Consider the following 20,129-nt stretch of genomic DNA (forward strand, 5'->3'; position numbering starts at 1 on the left):
GACCCCACGCCGCCCGGGGGAGAACGGGGGGAGTCCCCCCGTCCCGGGCATGCATGGCGGACGCCCTTCAGTGGTGGCCGAGCAGATCGAGGGCGATCATGGTCTCGGCGATCTGCACCGCGTTGAGTGCGGCCCCCTTGCGCAGGTTGTCCGCGACACACCAGAACCCGAGTCCATTGGGCACGGTAGGGTCAACGCGCAGGCGCGAGACATAGGTCGCGTCCTCGCCCACCACCTCGAGCGGGGTGACGTAGCCACCATCCTCGCGCTTGTCGTGCAGCACCACGCCGGGTGCTTCGCGCAGGGCTTCGCGGGCGCGTTCAATATCAACGGGTTCCTCGAATTCCACCGTCACGGCCTCGGCATGGCCAATGAACACGGGCACACGCACGCAGGTGGCGAAGACCGCGATGTCGGGATCGAGGATCTTGCGGGTCTCGACCGTCATCTTCCACTCTTCCTTGGTCGCCCCGTCATCCATGAAACGGTCGATATGGGGAATGCAGTTGAACGCGATCTGCTTGGTGAACTGCTCGGCCTTCAGCGGGTCGCCCACCAGGCTGCCGCGCGACTGGTTGAACAGTTCGTCCATCCCGCTCTTGCCCGCGCCGGCCACGGCCTGATAGGTGGCCACGACAACGCGCTTGATTGTGAACAGGTCATGCAGCGGCTTGAGTGCGACGACCATCTGGATGGTCGAGCAGTTGGGGTTGGCGATGATGCCGCGCCTGGCCTTCTTCACATCATTGGGATTGACCTCAGGCACCACCAGCGGCACGTCCGGCTCCATGCGGAAGTGGGAGGTGTTGTCGATCACGATGCACCCCGCCTTCGCCGCGCGCGGCGCGTGCACGGCCGAGACCGCCCCGCCGGGGGAGAAAAGGGCGACATCCCAGCCGGTGAAGTCGAACGTGTCCAGATTCTGGACCTTCAGCACCTTTTTATCGCCAAAGGAGACTTCCTTGCCCGCCGAGCGGGCGGACGCGAGGGCCACGATCTCATCCACAGGGAACTGGCGCTCGGCCAGAGTCTTGAGGATTTCGCGCCCCACAGCGCCGGTGGCACCCACCACCGCAACGCGGTAACCCATAATCTTCTTTCCTGTCCTGCCCGGCATTCCGGGGGAATAGCCGGTTTTGCGTAACTGTAGCGACACCTAGAGCCTGTGACCAAAAGGCGCAAGCAGCGCGGGCCGCGCAAAACCGCGAATCGAATCGGGGGGCAGGTCAAGGTGGCACGTCCCATGCGCTGATAGACCTTGTCCCGCGCCGCGTGCCCGGTGCACGCTTGGCCCATCGCGCCATGGGACAGCATACTGCCCCTTTACTGCCCGAATGTGGCGCGCAGGCAAGAACGGTTAGAGAGATCATGGCCTTATCACCTGACATTTCCGCAACGCCAGCCGCGACTGGCCAGCGCCCGGTTTCCCCCGCCGGGGCGCGCAAGGCGCCAGCGTGCACGCTTGTCATCTTTGGCGCGCATGGGGACCTGACCAAGCGGCTGCTTGTTCCGGCACTTTACAATCTTGTGGGCAACGGCCTGCTTGATGACGGTTTCCGCATCATCGGCGTGGACCGCGTGGACAGCACCACCGCACAGTGGCGCGACGGGCTGCATGAGATGATGCTGTCCTTTACAAAGGACCCGGATGCGGAATTCCACCCCGCCAGCATTGATGCCGCGCAGTGGGGCTGGCTGGCCGACAGGATGGAATACGTGCAGGCGGATTTTGGCGATGTCGCCGCCATCCGCGCGCTGGGTGAAAAGCTGCCGGGCAACGCCATCTTCTACCTCGCCATTCCCTCGCGCTTCTTCGCCCCCGTGGTGGAAACGCTGGGCAAGGCAGGTGTCGTGACGCAGAAGGAGGGCGCATTCCGCCGCGTGGTGATTGAAAAGCCCTTCGGCTCCGACCTCGCCAGCGCGCGTGAACTCAACCGGCAGGTGCTTGCCGTCCTTGATGAGTCGCAGGTGTTCCGCATCGACCACTTCCTGGGCAAGGAGACGGTGCAGAACATTCTCGCCATGCGGTTCGGCAACCTGATATTCGAGCCGCTGTGGCGCAACGAATATGTCGATCATATCGAGATCACCGCCGCCGAGACCATTGGCGTGGAACAGCGCGGCGCGTTTTACGAGCCAACCGGCGCATTGCGTGACATGGTGCCCAACCACCTGTTCCAGCTTTTCGCCATGGTGGCGATGGAGCCGCCCAACACCTTCTGCGCCGAGAGCGTGCGCAACGCCAAGGAACAGCTTTTCGAGGCCGTCACCCCCATCGACCCGCGTGATGCGGTGCGTGGGCAGTACGCGGCGGGCACGGTGGATGGCAGGCCGATGGTCGGCTACCGTGAAAGCCCCGGCGTTTCCCCGCACAGCAACACCGAAACCTATGTGGCGCTGAAGCTGCATGTGGATAACTGGCGCTGGGCCGGGGTGCCGTTCTACCTGCGCACCGGCAAGGGGCTGGGCGGGCGCCGCACGGAAATCGTGGTGCAGTTCCGCAAGCCGCCCATGCTGATGTTCCGTGGCACGGAAACGGAAGACCTGCCGCCCAACCGCATCATCCTCAACATCCAGCCCGCGCAGGGGCTGACGGTGGAAATGGGGGCCAAGAAGCCGGGGCCGGAAATGGACCTGACCGATGTGCAGGCGCGCTTCAGGTATGAAGATGTCTTCGCCCGCACGCCCAATGTGGGTTACGAGACCCTGCTGTATGACTGCCTGATGGGTGATGAGACCCTGTTCCAGCGCGCCGACAACATCGAGGCGGCATGGAAGGCGGTCGATCCCGTGCTTCAGGCATGGGCGAAGGACCCGACCGGGCCGGAAATCTACCCGGCCGGGGCATCGGGACCGAAGGGAGCGGACGAACTGCTCCAGCGCGACGGGCGGAGCTGGTACCCGCTGGATCGCGCCTGAATCATTTCCCGCCCCGATACCGGGGCGGGATGCAGCAGGGCTCTGCCTGTCCCTGGCAAATATCCGCTGCCCAAAACCAAAGTTTTTGGTGAAGCTTTTTTCAAAAAGGTTCAGAAACGCCACGTCCCTACGAAAAAGGCCCGCCTCCTGCCGGAGACGGGCCTTTTTCCATATCGGAAACGGGATGCCGCCCTTTTACTGGGCCGGTGCCGCCGCCGTGGCAGGGGCCGCGGTGGCGGTTTCACCCTGCTGGGCCTGCCGGTGCTGGGCATGTTCGGCATCGCCCTCCCGGAACAGGGTATCGGCATGCTTGCGCTGCTTTTTGGAGAAGCTCTCGTAAAGCGTGGCGAAGCTGGAGTTCAGGGTCTGCATGTCATGGGCGCGCTCGACCGTCAGCTCGGCATAGGACTGCATGTTTTCCACCGCGTTCATGCTGGCCAGCTTTTCGCGGCGGCTTTCGATGGCGTCATGCAGGCGCTGTGCGTTGTCGCGCATGGTCTGGGCGAAGGGCGTCCACAACGCTTCCTGCTTCTTGGTAATGCCAAGCTCGTCATGCAGCGCGGTGATGTGGGCGTCCACCTGTTCGGGCGCGGGATCATGCGGGGTATGGGCGAGGGAGGTGGTGGCGCTGCCCTGCGGGGCCGCCTGCGCGGGGGCCGTGGCAGGCTGCGGGTCCGCTGCCATGGCCATGGCGGGAAGAAGCACGAACGCGGCTGCGGGCAGTAACCGGCGGAACATCATTTTATATATTTTCCTTCGCATCGGATGGTTGTGCGTGATGGGATGTCAGGCGGATGGAATGGCGCGTTCAGTAGCCATACCCGCCGCCATACGGGTAATAGGCCGGCGGCGGCGGAGGCGGCGGCGGGGCAGGGTAGTAGGCGGGCGGCGGCGGGGCGGAATTACGTTCCGCCAGCGTGCTGCCCAGCATTGCCCCCACGGCCAGCCCGGCGATGCCGCTGCCCACGGCCAGCCCCGCGCCGCCGCCACGATAGCCGCCGCGACCCGGCGGGCCATGGTGCCAGCCCGGACCGCGCGGCCCGCCATGCCACGGCTGGGCATGGGCGGCGGGCACGGCTGTGATCAGGATTCCCAGTGCAAGGCTGGTGGACAGCAGGGACGTAGCAAATTTGCGCAGATGCATGGACTCGGAAAACCTCGACATATCTTAAAGCCGGATAACAGCGGTATCATGACCCGGACTCGTGTCGAAACAATGGCCGGGAACGAAGCCCTAGGCCACCCAGGGCAGGCGTTTCGTCAGGGCAGATAACCTGTGGCGGCGCAGTTCGTTGCGTGCGCTGGCATCATTGGCCATGTAATTGAGCTGGATGGTGTAGCGCGGGCCGACATACTGCCGGTGGCCATGCCATGTGTCCGGCCCATTGGGAAAGATGACCAGCGTGCCGTTGAGCGGCGGGATCTCGGCGGCGAAATCTTCCATGTCATGCGCGTTGCGCAGCAGCCGCAGGCAGCCTTCGTGCCGTGACCACGCATTATTGTCGGCTGAATTGAGGTACAGCAGCACCGTCACCCGCTTGCAGTCGGAATCGCGGTGGATGCGCCCGTCCTTGGCGCGTGTGCGCCCGCGCATCGTCAGCATGGTCGGCGCGTCATCCAGATCCAGCCCGAACTTGGTGGCGATCAGCCCGCGCAGGCGGGGCTGCTGCAGTTCCGCCACCAGCCGTGCCATGATGGGCGACAGGGTCAGCGCCTCGGGCGGGAACGACCCGCCGGAGCGGATGACCGGCAGGCTTGCGTTCAGGGCGGGCAGGTCCGCCGGGCGGATGAACTGCGGCACGACCGCATGGGCGAACGGCACGGTGGATACGGGGGCCGACTCCAGCGCCGCATAGTCGGGAATAACGGGGTGCATCATGCCATCCTGCCTGCACGTTCTCGGGTGAACCGGCGCGAGAGTAGGACCGGATTCACGCCATCGCAAGCGTTCCCGCCCGGCCTCAGCCCGTGACGGTATCAACCGCGTCCAGCACCCGGCTGGAATAGACCAGTGCCGCGCCCGCGTTCAGCGCCACGGCCACGCCCAGCGCCTCGGCTATTTCCTCCTTCGTGGCGCCCGCCTCGACAGCGGCCTTGGAATGGACGGAAATGCACCCGTCGCAGCGCGTGGTGACGGCCACGGCCAGGGCGATCAGTTCGCGGGTCTTGGCGTCCAGGTGCCCCTTGCCGGCGCCCGCGTGGTCCAGTGTCTGGATTCCCTTGATCGTGTCGGGGGCGAGGGTTGCGAAAGCCCGTACGGACTGGCCCAGATGGGCGCGGTAGGCGTTCCAGTCGGTCATCACAAGTTCTCCATTTGGTGGGGTTTCAGTTCACCAGATGGAGAGAACGCCTGTCATGACACAGTTTGGCGAGTTCATGGCCTTGCGGGGCTGTTTTTTCCGAACTATCGGCGGAAGATCATGGATACAGACATCGCCCCCGCCCGCCTGTCCCCTGCGGTGTTTCCCGCAGGCACCGGCCCCCTCGCCGCCTATGAGGCCCGCGTGGCTTCCGGCCGTCTCGATCGCGACCCCGAACAGGAGAAGGCCGCCCGCAGGCTTGACCGCCTGTGGCAGGAACTGCGCGACTACCACCCGCAGGTGCAGCAGCCCGAACCGCAGGCCACCGGCTGGCTGGGCGGGCTGAAGGCGCGGCTGGGCCTGTCCCATCCCGCACCGGCCCCGGTGCGCCCGCGCGGGGTTTACATGGTCGGGCAGGTGGGGCGTGGCAAGACCATGCTCATGGACCTGTTCTTCAGCCTTGCCCCGGTGGAGCACAAGCGCCGGGTGCATTTTCACCGTTTCATGCAGGACGTGCACCAGCGCCTGCATGACATGAAGGCCGCCAACCCCGACCTGACCGACCCTATCCCGCCGCTGGCCCACCAGATCGCGCAGGAAGCGTGGCTGCTCTGCTTTGACGAATTCCAGGTCAATGACATTGCCGACGCCATGATCCTCGGCCGCCTGTTCGACTACCTGTTCGCCGATGGGGTGGTGGTGGTGGCCACGTCCAACACCCGGCCCGAGGACCTGTTCCAGAACCGCCCCGGCGCCGATGCCTTCCGCCCCTTCATCGCCACGATCATGAAGGAGGTGGATACCGTCATCCTCGATTCCCCGCGTGATTACCGGCGCGGCAACGCCCATGGCATGCAGACATGGATCACCCCGGCGGATGACGCGGCCCGTTGCGAACTCGATTCGATCTTTCGGGAACTGGCGGCGGGCGCGCCGGTCCAGCCGGTCACGCTGGATGTCATGGGCCGCAGCCTGAAGGTGGCGCAGGCGGCGGGTCCGGTCGCGCGGTTCAGCTTTGCCGACCTGTGCGGCAGGCCGCTGGGGGCGGGCGACTATCTGGCGCTGGCCACGCGGTTTCCCGACCTGGTGCTTGATGGCGTGCCCTGCATGGGCCCTGACAATTTTGACGAGGCCCGGCGGTTCATCGTCCTGATCGACACGCTGTACGAACAGAACGTCAAGCTGTTCGCCTCCGCCGATGTCGGCCCCGATGCCCTGTACGCCAAGGGGCAGGGCGCGACCGCGTTCGAGCGCACGGCCTCACGGCTGGAGGAGATGCAGAGTGCCGCCTACATGCAGCTCCCCCACCTGAACGCGTGAGGGCGCGCGACGGAGGTGGGCCATGGTTGCAGGGTCACGCCATCGTGACGGTTATGGCGATGGTGTGACTGATGGGGCGGTAGGCAAGCGGCACTGTCTTTGCTTGGGTATGGGCAAGTTCTCATCGGGGGGTGTGTGAGCGTGAATATGGACCTGCGTGCCTGTGCCTTACGTAACCCGGCGCATGCACGAAAATGTCAGTATGCGCGGCAAGCAGACCTGATCCTGATGAATGATGGCGGCATCCCGGAACGGGTGCGGCTAGGGTAGCGATACAAAATCGGGCCGGACATGAAGCCGGACCCGACAATAGCGCGGCCACAAAGGCCGCCAGCGAGGAGATGTCTTCAATATGGCGGGCGTAGATATTCTTTCGACCGCATTCAGCGGCGCCAATACGGCCTATCTGGCTGAATTGTATGCACGCTGGGCGGCCGATCCCAACAGCGTCGATCCTTCCTTCGCCTCCCTGTTCTCGGCGATGGATGAGCAGGATGCGGAAATCGTTCATGATGCGGAGGGTGCTTCATGGGCGCCGCGCCCGCCCATGATCACTGGCGACGAGCCAGCCCCCCTGCCCAACGGCAAGGCGGCGGGTGTCACGGCCGAGGGTCTGCGCGCGGCGGCGGATGACAGCCTGCGCGCCACGCAGCTCATCCGGGCGTTCCGCGTGCGTGGCCACCTGGAAGCCCGGCTTGACCCGCTGGGGCTGCAGGTGCCCAAGCCCCATGCCGACCTGGACCCGGCCACCTACGGCTTCGGCCCGAAGGACATGGACCGCCCGATCTATCTCGGCCATGTCGTTGCCCGCCTGATCGGTTCCGACACCGGTACGATCAACCAGGTGCTCGACGCGCTGCGTGCGGTCTATTGCGGGCCGATCGGCGCCGAGTTCATGCATATCCAGGACCCCGAGCAGCGCATGTGGGTGCAGGCGCGCCTTGAGGGCGACAACTGGCGCAAGGGTGCGACCGCGCAGGAAAAGAAGGTCATCCTGCAGCACCTGACCGAGGCGGAAGGCTTCGAATCCTTCTGCCAGAAGCGCTATGTCGGCACCAAGCGCTTCGGCCTGGAGGGGGAGGACGTGACCATCCCCGCGCTGCACGCGATCATCGATCAGGCGGCGAAGGGCGGCGTACGCTCGGTTGCCATCGGCATGCCGCATCGTGGCCGCCTGAACACGCTCGTCAACATCGTGCGCAAGCCCTACACCGCCATCTTCAGCGAATTCGCCGGGGCGTCGTTCAAGCCGGATGACGTGCAGGGCTCGGGCGATGTGAAATACCATCTGGGCACTTCCACCGATGTCGAGATCGGCGGCACTCCCGTCCATATCTCGCTCCAGCCCAACCCGTCGCATCTGGAAGCGGTCGATCCTGTCGTGATCGGCAAGGTCCGCGCCACGCAGGATGATGATGACCACACCCAGCGCGGCCGCCACATGGGCGTGCTGCTGCATGGTGACGCCGCGTTTGCCGGGCAGGGCATCGTGTACGAGACGCTGGCCATGTCCCAGCTGATCGGTTACCGCACCGGCGGCACGATCCATGTCGTGGTCAACAACCAGATCGGGTTCACCACGGTTTCGGTCCATTCCTTCTCCGGGCTGTACTGCACGGACGTGGCCAAGGCGGTGCAGGCCCCGATCCTGCACGTCAATGGCGACGAGCCGGAAGCGGTGATCTACTGTGCCCGCCTTGTTGCCGAGTTCCGCCAGAAATTCGCATCCGACGTGGTGCTTGACGTGGTGGGCTACCGCCGCCACGGCCATAACGAGTCCGATGAGCCGTCGTTCACGCAGCCCATCATGTACAAGGCGATCGCCGCGCGCCCGACCGTGCGCAAGCTGTATTCCGACCGTCTGGTGCGCGAAGGCGTGGTGACCGAGGATCAGGTCACGGCGGAATGGGATGCCTTCCACAACAAGCTGGAAGAAGCCTATCAGGCCGCGCAGGGCTACAAGCCGAACAAGGCCGACTGGCTGGAAGGCGCGTGGAAGGGCCTCAAGCCGCCGCCGGTTGACACCACCCGCCCCGCGCCGGAAACCGGCGTTTCCATCGAACGCCTCAAGCAGGTGGGCGCGGCGCTGGCGCAGGTGCCCGGTGACTTCAACGTCAATTCCAAGATCGCCCGCCAGCTCAAGGCCAAGGCCAAGATGTTCGAGACGGGTGAGGGCATCGACTGGGCCACGGGCGAAGCGCTTGGCTTTGGCACGCTGCTGCAGGAACGCCACAAGGTCCGCCTGTCGGGCGAGGACTGCCAGCGCGGCACGTTCAGCCAGCGCCATGCGGTGCTGATCGACCAGGTGAACCAGAACACCTATGTGCCGCTGAACAACATCTCCAAGGATCAGGCGGGGATCGAGATCTACAACTCGCTCCTGTCCGAATTCGGTGTGCTCGGGTTTGAATATGGCTACTCGCTGGCCGACCCCAACACGCTGGTGCTGTGGGAAGCCCAGTTCGGTGACTTCGCCAACGGCGCGCAGGTCATCATCGACCAGTTCATCGCCTCGGGCGAGACGAAGTGGCTGCGCATGTCCGGCCTCGTGATGCTGCTGCCGCACGGGTACGAAGGGCAGGGGCCGGAACATTCCTCCGCCCGTCTGGAGCGCTACCTCCAGCTCTGCGCCGAGAACAACATGCGCGTGTGCAACCTGACCACGCCCGCCAACTACTATCACGCCCTGCGCCGCCAGCTTTTCCTGGATTACCGCAAGCCGCTGATCATCATGACGCCCAAGTCCCTGCTGCGTCACAAGCTGGCGGTATCAGAACTGAAGGATTTTGGCCCGGGCACGCGCTTCCTGCCCGTGATCGGGGAAATCGACCAGATCGCGGACCCCGCGAAGGTCGATCGCGTCGTGATCTGCTCGGGCAAGGTCTATTACGACCTGCTGGCCGAACGCCGCGAACGCAAGCTGGACAATGTCGCCATCGTGCGGCTTGAGCAGTTCTATCCCTTCCCCGCCAAGATGCTGGGCGCGGAACTGGCGCGCTACCCGTCGGCCAAGGTGATCTGGTGCCAGGAAGAGCCGGAGAACATGGGCGGCTGGAATTTCGTCGATCGCCTGATCGAAGGCGTGCTGACGGAGATCGGCCACAAGGGCACGCGTCCGGCCTATGTCGGGCGCGCACCCGCGGCCAGCCCGGCCACGGGCCTTGCCAAGGTGCATGTTGCCGAACAGACCGCGTTGGTGAACATGGCGCTGGGTGTCGTCGGGGCCTGAGGGAACGGGCCAACGTTTAAGGTAACGGGGGGCGGCGTTCCGGCCGCCTCCATAAATAATGATAAGGCCCATCCGGGGCGGGAACACCGCGCCGGGCGGGCAAGGGATTGGGAAACAGGATAATGTCTGCCGAGATCAAGGTACCGACGCTGGGTGAAAGTGTTACGACGGCAACCGTTGCAAAATGGCTGAAGCAGCCCGGTGACGCCGTGAACGAGGACGACCCCGTGGTCGAACTGGAAACCGACAAGGTCAGCGTGGAAGTTCCCGCCCCGCAGGCGGGTGTGCTCGGTCCGATTCTGGTACCCGAAGGCACGGAAGTGGAAGTGGGCGCCCTGCTGTCCACCGTTGAAGCCGGAAGCGGCGCGGCCCCCAAGGCTGCCGCTGCTCCCGCCCCCAAGAAGGAAGCGGCGGCCCCCGCCGGCGTGCAGGCCCAGCCCGTGGCCAGCGGCCCGGTGGCCCGCCCGGCAACCCCGCCCTCCGATGTTGTTGCACAGGGTGCCGCTGCCGTGGCGTTCCCCGCCGCGCGCAAGATCATGACCGAACAGGGTGTCTCTCCCGACCAGATCGGGACGGGCACCGGCAAGGATGGCCGGATCACGAAGGGGGACGTGCAGGCGTTCCTGTCACAGCCGCGCGCGGCCCAGCCCGCCGCTGCCCCGCGTGCGCCCCGTCAGGACGACCCGCGTGAGGAACGCGTGAAGATGACCCGCCTGCGCCGGACCATCGCCCGCCGCCTGAAGGATGCGCAGAACACCGCCGCCCTGCTGACCACCTTCAACGAGGTGGACATGTCGGCCGTGATGCAGATGCGCGCCGAATACAAGGACCTGTTCATCAAGAAGCATAACGGCGTCAAGCTGGGCTTCATGTCCATCTTCAGCCGGGCCGTGATCGCGGCGCTGCAGGAATTCCCCGCCATCAACGCCGAGATCGACGGTGATGACGTGATCTACCGTGAGTTCGTCAACCTCGGCATTGCCGTGGGCGGCCCCAACGGCCTGGTCGTGCCCGTGATCCGCGATGCCGATCAGATGAGCTTCGCCCAGATCGAGAGCGCGATCGCAGGCTTTGGCAAGAAGGCCCGTGAAGGCACGCTGAAGATTGATGAACTGTCCGGTGGCACGTTCTCCATCACCAATGGCGGCATTTACGGCTCGCTCATGTCCACGCCGATCATCAACGCGCCGCAGTCGGCCATTCTGGGCATGCACGCCATTCAGGAACGCCCGGTCGCCGTGGATGGCCAGGTCGTGATCCGTCCGATGATGTATATCGCGCTGACCTATGACCACCGCATCGTGGATGGCAAGGAAGCGGTGAGCTTCCTCGTGCGGGTCAAGCAGAACGTGGAGGATCCGCGTCGTCTGCTGCTGCAGGTCTGATGCCTGCCGGGGCCGCGTGCAGGCGCGGCCCATACGCGCTACCGCTGTATTGCAAGCAGGACTGAAGAGACATGACAATTGACATCAAGGTGCCCACGCTGGGCGAAAGTGTGACCACGGCCACGGTTGCAAAGTGGCTGAAGCAGCCCGGTGACACCGTGAACGCGGATGACCCGGTGGCTGAACTGGAAACCGACAAGGTCAGCGTGGAAGTCCCCGCCCCGCAGGCAGGCGTGCTGGGCGCGCATGCCGTGAAGGAAGGTGATGAGGTCGAGGTCGGCACCGTACTGACCACCCTTACCCCCGGTGCGGGCGGCCAGCAGGCGGCCCCGGCGGCAAAGCCTGCCCAGCCGGCGGCACCGGCTGCCGCCGCCCCCGCCGCAACGCCTGCTCCCGCAGCCGCTACCACACCGGCCCCGGCCGAGACGGATTACGATGTGATCGTGATTGGTGCGGGACCGGGCGGCTATGTGTGCGCCATCCGCGCGGCACAGCTTGGCTTCAAAGTAGCCTGCGTGGAAAAGCGTGCGACACTGGGTGGCACCTGCCTGAACGTGGGCTGTATTCCGTCCAAGGCGCTGCTCCAGCAGTCCGAGAACTTCCATGCCGCCAAGGATGAATATGCCGATATGGGCATCATCATCGACAGCGTGAAGCTTGACCTGGCGAAGATGATGGCCCGCAAGCAGTCCGTGGTCGAAGCCAACGTGAAGGGCGTGGAGTTCCTGTTCAAGAAGAACAAGATCACCTGGCTCAAGGGCACCGGCAAGGTCGAGGGCACGGGCCGCGTTTCGGTCAATGGCAAGCCGGTCACGGCAAAGCATATCGTCATTGCCAGTGGCAGTGACAGCGCGGGCCTGCCGGGGGTCGAGGTGGACGAAAAGCAGATCGTCACCTCCACTGGTGCGCTTGAACTCTCCGCCGTTCCCAAGAAGATGGTGGTGATCGGCGGCGGTGTGATCGGTCTGGAACTGGGCAGCGTATGGCACCGGCTGGGCGCGGATGTGACGGTGATCGAATATCTCGACCGTCTGGTGCCGGGCACGGATAACGAGATCGCCAAGACCTTCCAGCGCATCCTGACCAAGCAGGGCCTCAAGATGAAGCTCGGCCACAAGGTCACCAAGGCCGAGAAAGGCCCCAAGGGCGTGACCCTGACCGTGGAGCCCGCGCAGGGCGGTGCGGCGGAAACGCTGGAAGCCGACGTGGTGCTGCTGGCCATTGGCCGGACCGCGGCCAGCAAGGGCCTCGGGCTGGAAGAAGTGGGTGTTGCGCTGGACAAGCGTGGCCGTATCGTGACCGATGCGCATTACGCCACCAATGTTCCGGGCATCTACGCCATTGGCGATGTGATCGCAGGCCCGATGCTGGCCCACAAGGCCGAGGAAGAAGGCGTTGCGGTGGCCGAACTGCTGGCCGGGCAGGCGGGTCATGTGAACTATGGCGCGATCCCCGCCGTGGTGTACACGTGGCCGGAGGTCGCGACCGTTGGCAAGACGGAAGAAACCCTGAAGGAAGAAGGCACGGCCTACAAGGTTGGCAAATTCCCCTTCACCGCCAATGGCCGCGCGCGCGCCATCGGCATGACGGACGGGTTTGTGAAGGTCCTGGCCGACGCCACCACCGATCAGGTGCTGGGTGTGCATATCATTGGCCCGATGGCGGGCGAACTGATTGCCGAATGCACCATGGCGATCGAGTTCGGTGCATCGTCCGAGGATATTGCCCGCACCTGCCACGCCCACCCCACGCTGAGCGAGGCGGTGAAGGAAGCGGCACTGGATGTGGACAAGCGCGCCATCCATATCTGATCCGGCGCATTGAACTGCAAAACCCCACGGCAGCTTCCCTGCCGTGGGGTTTTGTTATTTGAGGCGTAGAAAGTTCCTGGTGAAGCTTTTTTCAAACAGCTTCAAAAAATACTGTAATTCTAAAAAATCGTGCGCCGGAAATTGCTGTTGTTCCCGCTCCAACGGTTCAGTTCACAACCGGGGCCCAGGTCATTTCCTGCGTCAGGCGGATCAGTTCCGTGGATGAAACGGCCGGGGAGATGAAGAACCCCTGCACATGGTCCACGCCCAGCCCGCATACGGTCTCGAACTCGTCCCGGGTTTCCACGCCCTCCACGGTAACGGTCAGGTTGTAGCCATGGCCAAGCTTGATGAGCGAGGCCAGCATGGTGCGTGCCTTACTGTCTGTCGCGATATCACGGACAAGGCAGCGGTCGAGCTTAAGGGCGCGCAGCGGCAGGTCGCGCAGGGTGGACAGGCGGGCCATGCCGTAACCGAAATTGTCCAGTGCCAGCCCGAATCCCTCCTCCGCCAACTGGCAGAGCTGCGTCTGGCTTTTTGCCGCTCTGCGGCCCTGCATCATCTGTTCGGTCACCTCCAGCATGAAGGTTTCCGGCGGCAGGCCGCGGCGCTTGATCTCGCCAAACAGGTTGCCCTGCTGCTCAAGGTTCAGCAGGTCCAGATGTGACAGGTTGACCGCCACCTGCAGGCCGGGCACCCCGGCTTCGTGCCATTTCTCGATATCATCATGGAATGACTGGACAAGCTGCGCTTCCATGACCTGCGCCAGGACGGAATCGGTAAAGACCTCGGAAAACAGCCCGGCGGAAAGCAGGCCGCGTTCGGGGTGGTGCCAGCGCATCAGGGCTTCCGCCTGTTCGATCCGGCCGGTGCGGGTGTTGAGGATGGGCTGGTAATATACCTCGAACTGTTTTTCCCGCACGCCCTTGCGGGCTTCGGCCAGAAGCCTGGCCCGCCTGATCGTACTCTTGTGCAGGCCGGGGGTGAACATGCGCACCTGCTTGCCGCCCGCCTGCTTGGCGGCATAGACCGCAACATCGGCGTTTTTCTGCAGTCCTTCCAGCGTTTCGTCACCCGTTATGCGGGTTGCGCCGATACTGCCGGAAATGCGCACCGTCGCGCTGTCCAGCATGATCGGTTCTTCCAGCAGGTGCTGCATTTTCTTCAGCAGGGTTTCAAGCGGCGTGATCTTCAGGCTCTTGTGCAGGATCAGGGCGAACTCGTCCCCGCCCAGCCGGCTGATCGCGTCGTCCGGCCCGATCAGTTCCAGCAGGCGCGTGGCAATGGTCTTGAGCACCTCATCACCCGCATGGTGGCCATGGATGTCATTGACCGGCTTGAACCCGTCAAGGTCGAACATGACCAGCACCCGTGGTTCGGCATTGCGCCGCTTGCTGGCCTCAAGTGCCGTGACAAGATGGGCATTGAACCCGCCCCGGTTGAGCAGGCCGGTCAGCATGTCGGTCGCGGCCTGTTTGCGCAGCCGCATCTTGGTGTTCATCAACTCGGTGATCTCGAAACGGGCGGCAACGAACCCGTTGATTTCACCGCGCATGTTGCGGTGGGGGAAAATGGTGGTCGCAACCCAGTAATGGCTGCCATCCTTGGCGCGGTTGCAGATGTTTCCGTACCATGTGCGACCGGCATGGAGCGTTTTGTACATGTTGCGGAAAAACGCCGGCCCATGTTCGCCCGATTTCAGGATGCTGTGGGTATTACCCAGAAGTTCCTCACGCGAATACTGGCTTATTTCACAGAACTTGTCGTTGACGTACGTAATGGTCCCGTTCTGGTCCGTTACGGCTACAATAAGGACATTATCAACCACGTCCGCCCAGAAGTCGGCATCTTCATGCGTTAGGGCACGAAGCCTGTTGTCATGGTGAGCGGACATTCTGTTACCTCGAGTACGGAGCCGATAACCGGGTTCTACCTTCCGGCAATCTAGGACGAATTTTTTGCTGGTGAAACATCTTTGGCGGCGGTTAGGGCTGGCGGTTTCGAATGGGTTGCCACGCGCCACCTGCCTTACCAACAGGGCCTGAACTGTACCATCGGGGGATAACCGCCACGGATACAAGGATATTTCCCGCACGCGGAATATAGCAGAAGGTAACTTTTAGATAATTATTATTTATATCCGGTTAACAGGGCACGGCGGGCTGCAAGCCGCCGCCACCCTGTTCTCCGGGGTCAGCTTTCCGGCGGGCGGTTTTTGCCCGAACAGGCGGAACACCCGCCACATCCCCCCGCCGCACGGGGAAGGCCGCGCCGGGCGGCATGGCGGACCAGCGCCTGTGGCGCATGGCACCGGCGCAGTAGTGCCGCCAGCGCCCCCCAGCCTTTCTGCCGGGCCGTGGGAAACAGCCGTCCGGCCCAGTACAGCGCGCAGGCCGCGACAATGCCACAGGCCAGTACCGTCTGGAGCAGGGTGCCAGCTTCCATCAGAACATCAGTGCGATGTGATAGGTCAGGAATGCCGCCGCATAGGCCAGGGCGAACAGGTACCCCGCTGCAAGCCCCACGACCGACCATGAAAGTGTCTCGCGCCGGATGACCGCCAGCGTCGCCACGCATTGCGGTGCATAGACATACCATGCCAGCAGCGAAAGGGCGGTGGCCAGGCTCCAGTGGGTGGGCAGCATCTGGCCAAGCTGGCTTGCTGCCTGATCCGTGTCCGTGCCGGAACCAAGGGAATAGACGGTGGCAAGCGCGCCCACCGCGACCTCACGCGCGGCAAGGCCCGGGATCAGCGCGACACAGATCTGCCAGTTGAAGCCAAGCGGCGCGAATACCGGCAGCATGAGATGGCCGATCCGCCCCGCAAGGCTCCAGTCAATGGCCGGACCCGGCGCACCTGCTGGCGGCGGCGGGAAGCTGGACAGCCCCCACAGCAGCACGGTGAGCGAGACGATGGTGGTCCCCACGCGCACAAGGAAGATGCGCGCCCGCTCCCACAGTCCCAGCGCCAGGTCACGCGGGTTGGGCAGGCGGTAGGCGGGCAGTTCCATAAGCAGCGTGGCTTCCTGCCGGTCGGTATCGCGCCAGCGCAGCACGCGCGCGACCAGCAGGGCGGAGCCGATGCCGATGGCATAGAGCACGAACAGCACAAGGCCCTGAAGGTTGAGGAACCCCGCAATGCTGCGGTGGGGAATGAACGCCCCGATCAGCAGCGTATAGACCGGCAGCCGTGCCGAGCAGGTCATGAGCGGGGCGATCAGGATGGTGATCAGCCTGTCACGCGGGTTCTGGATGGTGCGGGTGGCCATGATGCCCGGCACCGCGCAGGCGAAGCTGGACAGCAGCGGGATGAAGGAGCGACCGCTCAGCCCCGCGACCGACATGAACCGGTCCAGCAGGAAGGCCGCGCGCGGCAGGTAGCCCGATTCCTCCAGCACCAGTATCCACAGGAACAGGATCAGGATCTGCGGCAGGAACGTCACCACGCTGCCTGCGCCCGCGATGATGCCGTCAACGATCAGGCTGCGTATGACACCCGGCGGCAGCATCTGCCCCACCGCCTGGCCCAGCATGCCCATGCCCGCGTCAATCCCGTCCATGAGCGGCTGCGCCCATGCGAACACCGCCTGGAACATGAAGAACAGCAGCACGACCAGCAGCAGCGGCCCCCAGACCGGGTGCAGCACCCAGCGGTCAAGCCGTTCCTCGATCCGGTCGGACAGGGGGGAGGCATGGGTCACGCAGTCCGCCAGGATGCCGCGCACCATCGCATGCAGGTCCGTGCCAGGCGGTAGGGGTGCGGGAACGGGGGGCAGGGGGCCGTCCAGTTCCGCCAGCAGGTCGCACGCGCCATTGCGCCTGACACCCACCGTGGCCACGACGGGCATGCCCAGTTCTGCCTGCAGGCGCGGCAGGTCGATTTCCATGCCGTTGCGCCGGGCGGCATCGATCATGTTCAGCGCCAGCAGCACGGGGCGGCCAATGGCGCGCATTTCCAGCACGAAACGCAGGTGCAGCCGCAGGTTGGTCGCATCCGCCACGCAGACCAGCAGGTCCGGCGCCGTTTCCCCCCGATAGGTCCCGGCACAGACATCGCGGGTCACGGCCTCGTCGGGGCTGGTGGCGTTCAGGCTGTAGGCGCCGGGCAGGTCAAGCAGGCGCACGCGGCGGCCACCGGCGGTGGTGAACCAGCCTTCCTTGCGCTCAACGGTGGCGCCCGCGTAGTTGGCCACCTTCTGCCTGCTGCCGGTCAGCAGGTTGAACAGGGCGGTCTTGCCGCAGTTCGGGTTTCCGACCAGGGCGATGTTTAGGGTGGTCATTCCTGCTCTTTCACCGTGTGGACGCTGACACGCTCCGCCTCCGTGCGGCGCAGGGCAAAGCGTGTGAACCCGATGCGCACCGCAATGGGATCGCCCCCCATGGGCGCGGTTGCGACAACGCGCACGGCTTCGCCCGGCACGAAACCAAGCTCACGCAAACGCTGTGCCACGGGGTCGGCGTTGCCCGGATCGTCAACGGCGTCAATCACGGCATCCGTGCCGCGTGGCAGGTCACTCAGTCGCATGGGTAAAACTTCATACAGCCAATAAAAGTAAGTAATAATTATTATTAATTATTCATTGCAGACCTGTCCATCACGTTTGTTCACCTGTCTGCACCATGTCCGGGGCGGGTATGTTCAGCGCACATGCAGGACCATTACTGTCCGCTATGGTGAACGGACAGGATATGGAAGAACGTGCCCGATACATGCCCCCGCCGCGCGCCGCCCATGCCGCGCTCGGCCCCGTATCCGTCGCGCATGTCGGCCAGTGGCGCGTCATCTCCTGCGTCCGTGACCGTGGCGTAGTGGAATTCATGCCCGCGCAGCGTTGTGCCCGCCCGGCCTATGGCGCAGTCATGGCGCAGGGTGGCGGCACGGTAGCCAAGGTTCATCCGCCGTTTGGCAAAAGACGTGGCGTGGCCCAGCAGGCCGGTCATGCGGTGGGTCTGGCCCGCTGCATCCGTCAGGCTCTGCCCCAGCACCATGAAGCCTCCACATTCCCCATGCACAGGCCGGGTGGTCGCGAAGCTGGCCAGTGCGTGGTGGAAACCCGTCGCCGCCGCCAGCCGCCCCGCATGCAGTTCAGGGTAGCCGCCGGGTAGCCAGCAGGCATCGCAGTCCTGCGCCGGGCCTTCGTCATTGAGGGGGGAGAAGGGATGAAGCTCCGCCCCCGCGGCACGCCACCCCGCCACGATATGGGCATAGACAAACGAAAAGGCCGCATCATTCGCCACCGCGATCCGCTGCCCCGGCGGCGGCAGGGCGGTCATGGCATGCGGGGCGGGGGAGGTGAATGCTGGCGCTGCCGCGCAGGCGAGGATGGCGTCAAGGTCGAGGTCGCGCTCGGCCTGCGTGGCCAGTCGCTCAGCCAGTTCGGCCAGCCCGTCATGCTCACGCGCCTGCACCAGCCCAAGGTGGCGCTCGGGCATCTGAAGCCCCGCATCGCGCCCGAACGCGCCCAGTACCGGAATTCCGGTGGCGGTAATGGCCTGTGTCGCCATGGCGGCGTGCCGGGGTGAGCCGACGCGGTTCAGGATCACGCCCGCAATCCGTACCGACGGGTCCAGCCGGGCAAAGCCCAGCGCCACCGCCGCCGCTGACTGGCCCTGCCCCGAAATGTCCACCACCAGAATCACCGGCAGCGCGTAGCGCGCGGCAATGTCCGATGGCGCGCCGCGTGCGTTCTCAGGCCCCAGCAGTCCGTCGAACAGCCCCATGGAGGCTTCCGTCACCAGCAGTTCACCTCCATGGGCGGCCTGCGCCATGATGGTGTCCAGCAGCGATGCGGGCATGGCCCAGCTATCAAGGTTGGGGCTGGCATGGCCGGTCAGGGCTTCATGGAAGGCAGGGTCGATGTAGTCCGGCCCGGTCTTGGCCCCGCGCACGGCAATGCCGCGCCGGCGCAGGGCGGCCAGAATGGCCAGTGTCAGCGTGGTCTTGCCGCTGCCCGAGCGGGGTGCGGCGATCATCAGCCCTCGTGTCATCATGTCCGTTCCTGCTAAACCGGTGGCGACCGGAACCATCCCTTACCCCGCTGGAAAAGAAGATTTCTCAGATGGAGCATACCCATACCAGCCTGCGCCGGGGCTGGACCACAGGCAGTTGCGCCACCGCCGCCGCCCGCGCCGCATGGAGCAGCCTGTGCGGGCAGGGATTTCCCGATCCCGTCACCATTACCCTGCCGGGCGGCCAGCACGTGGCCTTTGCGCTGGCTGCCCATGGCCGCGATGGGGATAGCGCATGGGCGGCTGTGGTCAAGGACGCGGGCGATGACCCGGACGTGACCCATGGCGCGCATGTGCGTGTGGATGTGCGGCCGCTGCCCCCGGGCAGCGGTGTCGTTTTCCGCGCGGGGGCGGGGGTGGGCACCATCACCCTGCCGGGGCTGCCTTTGCCGCCGGGGGAGCCTGCCATCAATCCGGTGCCGCGCCGCATGATCCGCGCGGCGCTGTGTGAGGTGACGGGGCATGAACCTGATGTGGAGGTGACGGTCTCCATCGCAGGCGGGCAGGAAATGGCGCGCCATACGCTCAATGGCCGGCTGGGCATCGTGGGGGGGCTGTCCATACTGGGCACGACCGGAATCGTGGTGCCGTTTTCGTGCGCCGCGTGGATCGACAGCATCCATCGCGGCGTGGATGTAGCGCGCGCGCTGGGCCTGCCCCATGTGGTGGGGTCCACGGGCAATGTTTCGGAACAGGCGGCGCGCGCACTGTATGGCCTGCCGGAAGAAGCCATGCTGGAAATGGGGGATTTTGCCGGTGGCCTGCTGAAATACCTGCGCACCCACCCGGTCGGGCGCGTGACGGTGGCGGGTGGCGTGGCCAAGATGACCAAGTTGGCGCAGGGGTTCATGGACCTTCATTCGCGCCGGGGGCAGGCGGACATGGCGCGCCTGGCGGACATGGCGCGCGCGGCCGGGGCCACGGCGGCACTGGCCGAACAGGTTGCGCAGGCCCATTCGGTCGCGGCGGCCTTCGCGCTGGCCGCGCAGGACGGGATCGACCTTGGTCCGCCCGTGGCGCGGGGGGCATGGCAGCATGCGAGCACTGTTCTGGCCGGGGCGGACTGCCTGCTGGATGTGCTGCTGTTCGACCGGGCGGGAAAGCTGGTGGCCCGGCATGGACCCGACCCCGTTACGGCGTAGGCATGCCCGCCCGC

Annotated in this window: 16 protein-coding genes and 1 pseudogene; 7 read left to right on the forward strand and 10 right to left on the reverse strand. The window is 64.9% G+C overall.

Annotation, left to right across the window (positions count from 1 at the left end; genetic code table 11):
- Window positions 1–67: 67 nt before the first annotated feature.
- Window positions 68–1,090 (reverse strand): aspartate-semialdehyde dehydrogenase, encoded by a 1,023-nt coding sequence (locus DY926_RS08420; protein ID WP_116702959.1) that lies wholly within the window; start codon window positions 1,088–1,090, stop codon window positions 68–70.
- A 278-nt stretch (window positions 1,091–1,368) separates the two neighbouring features.
- Here DY926_RS08420 and zwf point away from each other — a divergent pair, with 278 nt between their 5' ends.
- A complete protein-coding gene (zwf, locus tag DY926_RS08425) occupies window positions 1,369–2,919 on the forward strand; it encodes a glucose-6-phosphate dehydrogenase (RefSeq protein WP_116702960.1) in 1,551 nt (516 codons plus the stop codon).
- A 195-nt stretch (window positions 2,920–3,114) separates the two neighbouring features.
- Here zwf and DY926_RS08430 read toward each other — a convergent pair whose 3' ends face one another.
- The 4 genes from DY926_RS08430 to DY926_RS08445 all read right to left on the reverse strand — a co-directional run bounded on the left by DY926_RS08430 (window position 3,115) and on the right by DY926_RS08445 (window position 5,219).
- Window positions 3,115–3,660, reverse strand: coding sequence for a Spy/CpxP family protein refolding chaperone (locus tag DY926_RS08430; protein ID WP_116702961.1), 546 nt, complete (start codon window positions 3,658–3,660; stop codon window positions 3,115–3,117).
- 67 nt (window positions 3,661–3,727) lie between these two features.
- A complete protein-coding gene (locus tag DY926_RS08435; protein ID WP_116702992.1) occupies window positions 3,728–4,063 on the reverse strand; it encodes a hypothetical protein in 336 nt (111 codons plus the stop codon).
- Between the two features lie 90 nt (window positions 4,064–4,153).
- A complete protein-coding gene (locus DY926_RS08440) occupies window positions 4,154–4,798 on the reverse strand; it encodes a 2OG-Fe(II) oxygenase (protein ID WP_116702962.1) in 645 nt (214 codons plus the stop codon).
- Between the two features lie 82 nt (window positions 4,799–4,880).
- The gene (locus tag DY926_RS08445) at window positions 4,881–5,219 is read right to left on the reverse strand and encodes a carboxymuconolactone decarboxylase family protein (RefSeq protein ID WP_116702963.1); all 339 of its coding nucleotides are present in this window, start codon (window positions 5,217–5,219) and stop codon (window positions 4,881–4,883) included.
- Window positions 5,220–5,339: 120 nt separating this feature from the next.
- On the opposite strand from DY926_RS08445, the gene zapE reads away from it, so the two are divergent.
- The 4 genes from zapE to lpdA all read left to right on the forward strand — a co-directional run bounded on the left by zapE (window position 5,340) and on the right by lpdA (window position 12,964).
- Entirely contained in the window at window positions 5,340–6,539 is a 1,200-nt protein-coding gene (gene zapE, locus DY926_RS08450; protein WP_116702964.1) for a cell division protein ZapE, read from the forward strand.
- 352 nt (window positions 6,540–6,891) lie between these two features.
- Window positions 6,892–9,768, forward strand: coding sequence for a 2-oxoglutarate dehydrogenase E1 component (locus tag DY926_RS08455; protein ID WP_116702965.1), 2,877 nt, complete (start codon window positions 6,892–6,894; stop codon window positions 9,766–9,768).
- Window positions 9,769–9,890: 122 nt separating this feature from the next.
- Window positions 9,891–11,153, forward strand: coding sequence for a 2-oxoglutarate dehydrogenase complex dihydrolipoyllysine-residue succinyltransferase (gene odhB / locus DY926_RS08460; RefSeq protein WP_116702966.1), 1,263 nt, complete (start codon window positions 9,891–9,893; stop codon window positions 11,151–11,153).
- A 71-nt stretch (window positions 11,154–11,224) separates the two neighbouring features.
- The gene (gene lpdA / locus DY926_RS08465) at window positions 11,225–12,964 is read left to right on the forward strand and encodes a dihydrolipoyl dehydrogenase (protein WP_116702967.1); all 1,740 of its coding nucleotides are present in this window, start codon (window positions 11,225–11,227) and stop codon (window positions 12,962–12,964) included.
- Between the two features lie 166 nt (window positions 12,965–13,130).
- Here lpdA and DY926_RS08470 read toward each other — a convergent pair whose 3' ends face one another.
- The 4 genes from DY926_RS08470 to DY926_RS08485 form a co-directional block, all read right to left on the reverse strand.
- Entirely contained in the window at window positions 13,131–14,858 is a 1,728-nt protein-coding gene (locus DY926_RS08470) for a putative bifunctional diguanylate cyclase/phosphodiesterase (RefSeq protein WP_116702968.1), read from the reverse strand.
- 299 nt (window positions 14,859–15,157) lie between these two features.
- Window positions 15,158–15,409 carry a DUF6587 family protein gene (locus tag DY926_RS08475; RefSeq protein ID WP_116702969.1) on the reverse strand — a complete coding sequence of 84 codons (252 nt, stop codon included), beginning with the start codon at window positions 15,407–15,409 and terminating at the stop codon, window positions 15,158–15,160.
- Complete coding sequence (gene feoB, locus DY926_RS08480; RefSeq protein WP_116702970.1) at window positions 15,409–17,244, reverse strand: ferrous iron transport protein B; 1,836 nt, start codon at window positions 17,242–17,244, stop codon at window positions 15,409–15,411. The genes DY926_RS08475 and feoB overlap by 1 nt, the downstream gene beginning before the upstream one ends.
- A complete protein-coding gene (locus tag DY926_RS08485) occupies window positions 17,241–17,489 on the reverse strand; it encodes a FeoA family protein (RefSeq protein ID WP_116702971.1) in 249 nt (82 codons plus the stop codon). The genes feoB and DY926_RS08485 overlap by 4 nt, the downstream gene beginning before the upstream one ends.
- 76 nt (window positions 17,490–17,565) lie before the next feature.
- Here DY926_RS08485 and DY926_RS18110 point away from each other — a divergent pair.
- A pseudogene (locus DY926_RS18110) lies at window positions 17,566–17,628 on the forward strand (hypothetical protein); the annotation flags it as partial.
- Here the strand turns inward: DY926_RS18110 and DY926_RS08495 are convergent.
- Complete coding sequence (locus tag DY926_RS08495; protein WP_408886045.1) at window positions 17,624–18,955, reverse strand: cobyrinate a,c-diamide synthase; 1,332 nt, start codon at window positions 18,953–18,955, stop codon at window positions 17,624–17,626. The pseudogene DY926_RS18110 and the gene DY926_RS08495 sit on opposite strands and share 5 nt — an antisense overlap.
- Before the next feature lie 68 nt (window positions 18,956–19,023).
- Here DY926_RS08495 and DY926_RS08500 point away from each other — a divergent pair, with 68 nt between their 5' ends.
- Window positions 19,024–20,115 carry a cobalt-precorrin-5B (C(1))-methyltransferase gene (locus DY926_RS08500; RefSeq protein ID WP_116702974.1) on the forward strand — a complete coding sequence of 364 codons (1,092 nt, stop codon included), beginning with the start codon at window positions 19,024–19,026 and terminating at the stop codon, window positions 20,113–20,115.
- The last annotated feature ends 14 nt before the right edge of the window (window positions 20,116–20,129 follow it).

The sequence above is a fragment of the Komagataeibacter melaceti genome (assembly GCF_003403295.1).
GTDB classification, from domain to species: Bacteria; Pseudomonadota; Alphaproteobacteria; order Acetobacterales; family Acetobacteraceae; genus Komagataeibacter; species Komagataeibacter melaceti.

Coding starts and splice junctions, on each gene's coding strand:
- DY926_RS08485 (WP_116702971.1), bottom strand. CDS start 17,489: ATGCGACTGAGTGACCTGCCACGCGGCACGGATGCCGTGATTGACGCC.
- DY926_RS08445 (WP_116702963.1), bottom strand. CDS start 5,219: ATGACCGACTGGAACGCCTACCGCGCCCATCTGGGCCAGTCCGTACGG.
- feoB (WP_116702970.1), bottom strand. CDS start 17,244: ATGACCACCCTAAACATCGCCCTGGTCGGAAACCCGAACTGCGGCAAG.
- DY926_RS08440 (WP_116702962.1), bottom strand. CDS start 4,798: ATGATGCACCCCGTTATTCCCGACTATGCGGCGCTGGAGTCGGCCCCC.
- odhB (WP_116702966.1), top strand. CDS start 9,891: ATGTCTGCCGAGATCAAGGTACCGACGCTGGGTGAAAGTGTTACGACG.
- DY926_RS08420 (WP_116702959.1), bottom strand. CDS start 1,090: ATGGGTTACCGCGTTGCGGTGGTGGGTGCCACCGGCGCTGTGGGGCGC.
- DY926_RS08430 (WP_116702961.1), bottom strand. CDS start 3,660: ATGATGTTCCGCCGGTTACTGCCCGCAGCCGCGTTCGTGCTTCTTCCC.
- DY926_RS08495 (WP_408886045.1), bottom strand. CDS start 18,955: ATGATGACACGAGGGCTGATGATCGCCGCACCCCGCTCGGGCAGCGGC.
- zapE (WP_116702964.1), top strand. CDS start 5,340: ATGGATACAGACATCGCCCCCGCCCGCCTGTCCCCTGCGGTGTTTCCC.
- zwf (WP_116702960.1), top strand. CDS start 1,369: ATGGCCTTATCACCTGACATTTCCGCAACGCCAGCCGCGACTGGCCAG.
- DY926_RS08455 (WP_116702965.1), top strand. CDS start 6,892: ATGGCGGGCGTAGATATTCTTTCGACCGCATTCAGCGGCGCCAATACG.
- DY926_RS08500 (WP_116702974.1), top strand. CDS start 19,024: ATGGAGCATACCCATACCAGCCTGCGCCGGGGCTGGACCACAGGCAGT.
- lpdA (WP_116702967.1), top strand. CDS start 11,225: ATGACAATTGACATCAAGGTGCCCACGCTGGGCGAAAGTGTGACCACG.
- DY926_RS08470 (WP_116702968.1), bottom strand. CDS start 14,858: ATGTCCGCTCACCATGACAACAGGCTTCGTGCCCTAACGCATGAAGAT.
- DY926_RS08475 (WP_116702969.1), bottom strand. CDS start 15,409: ATGGAAGCTGGCACCCTGCTCCAGACGGTACTGGCCTGTGGCATTGTC.
- DY926_RS08435 (WP_116702992.1), bottom strand. CDS start 4,063: ATGCATCTGCGCAAATTTGCTACGTCCCTGCTGTCCACCAGCCTTGCA.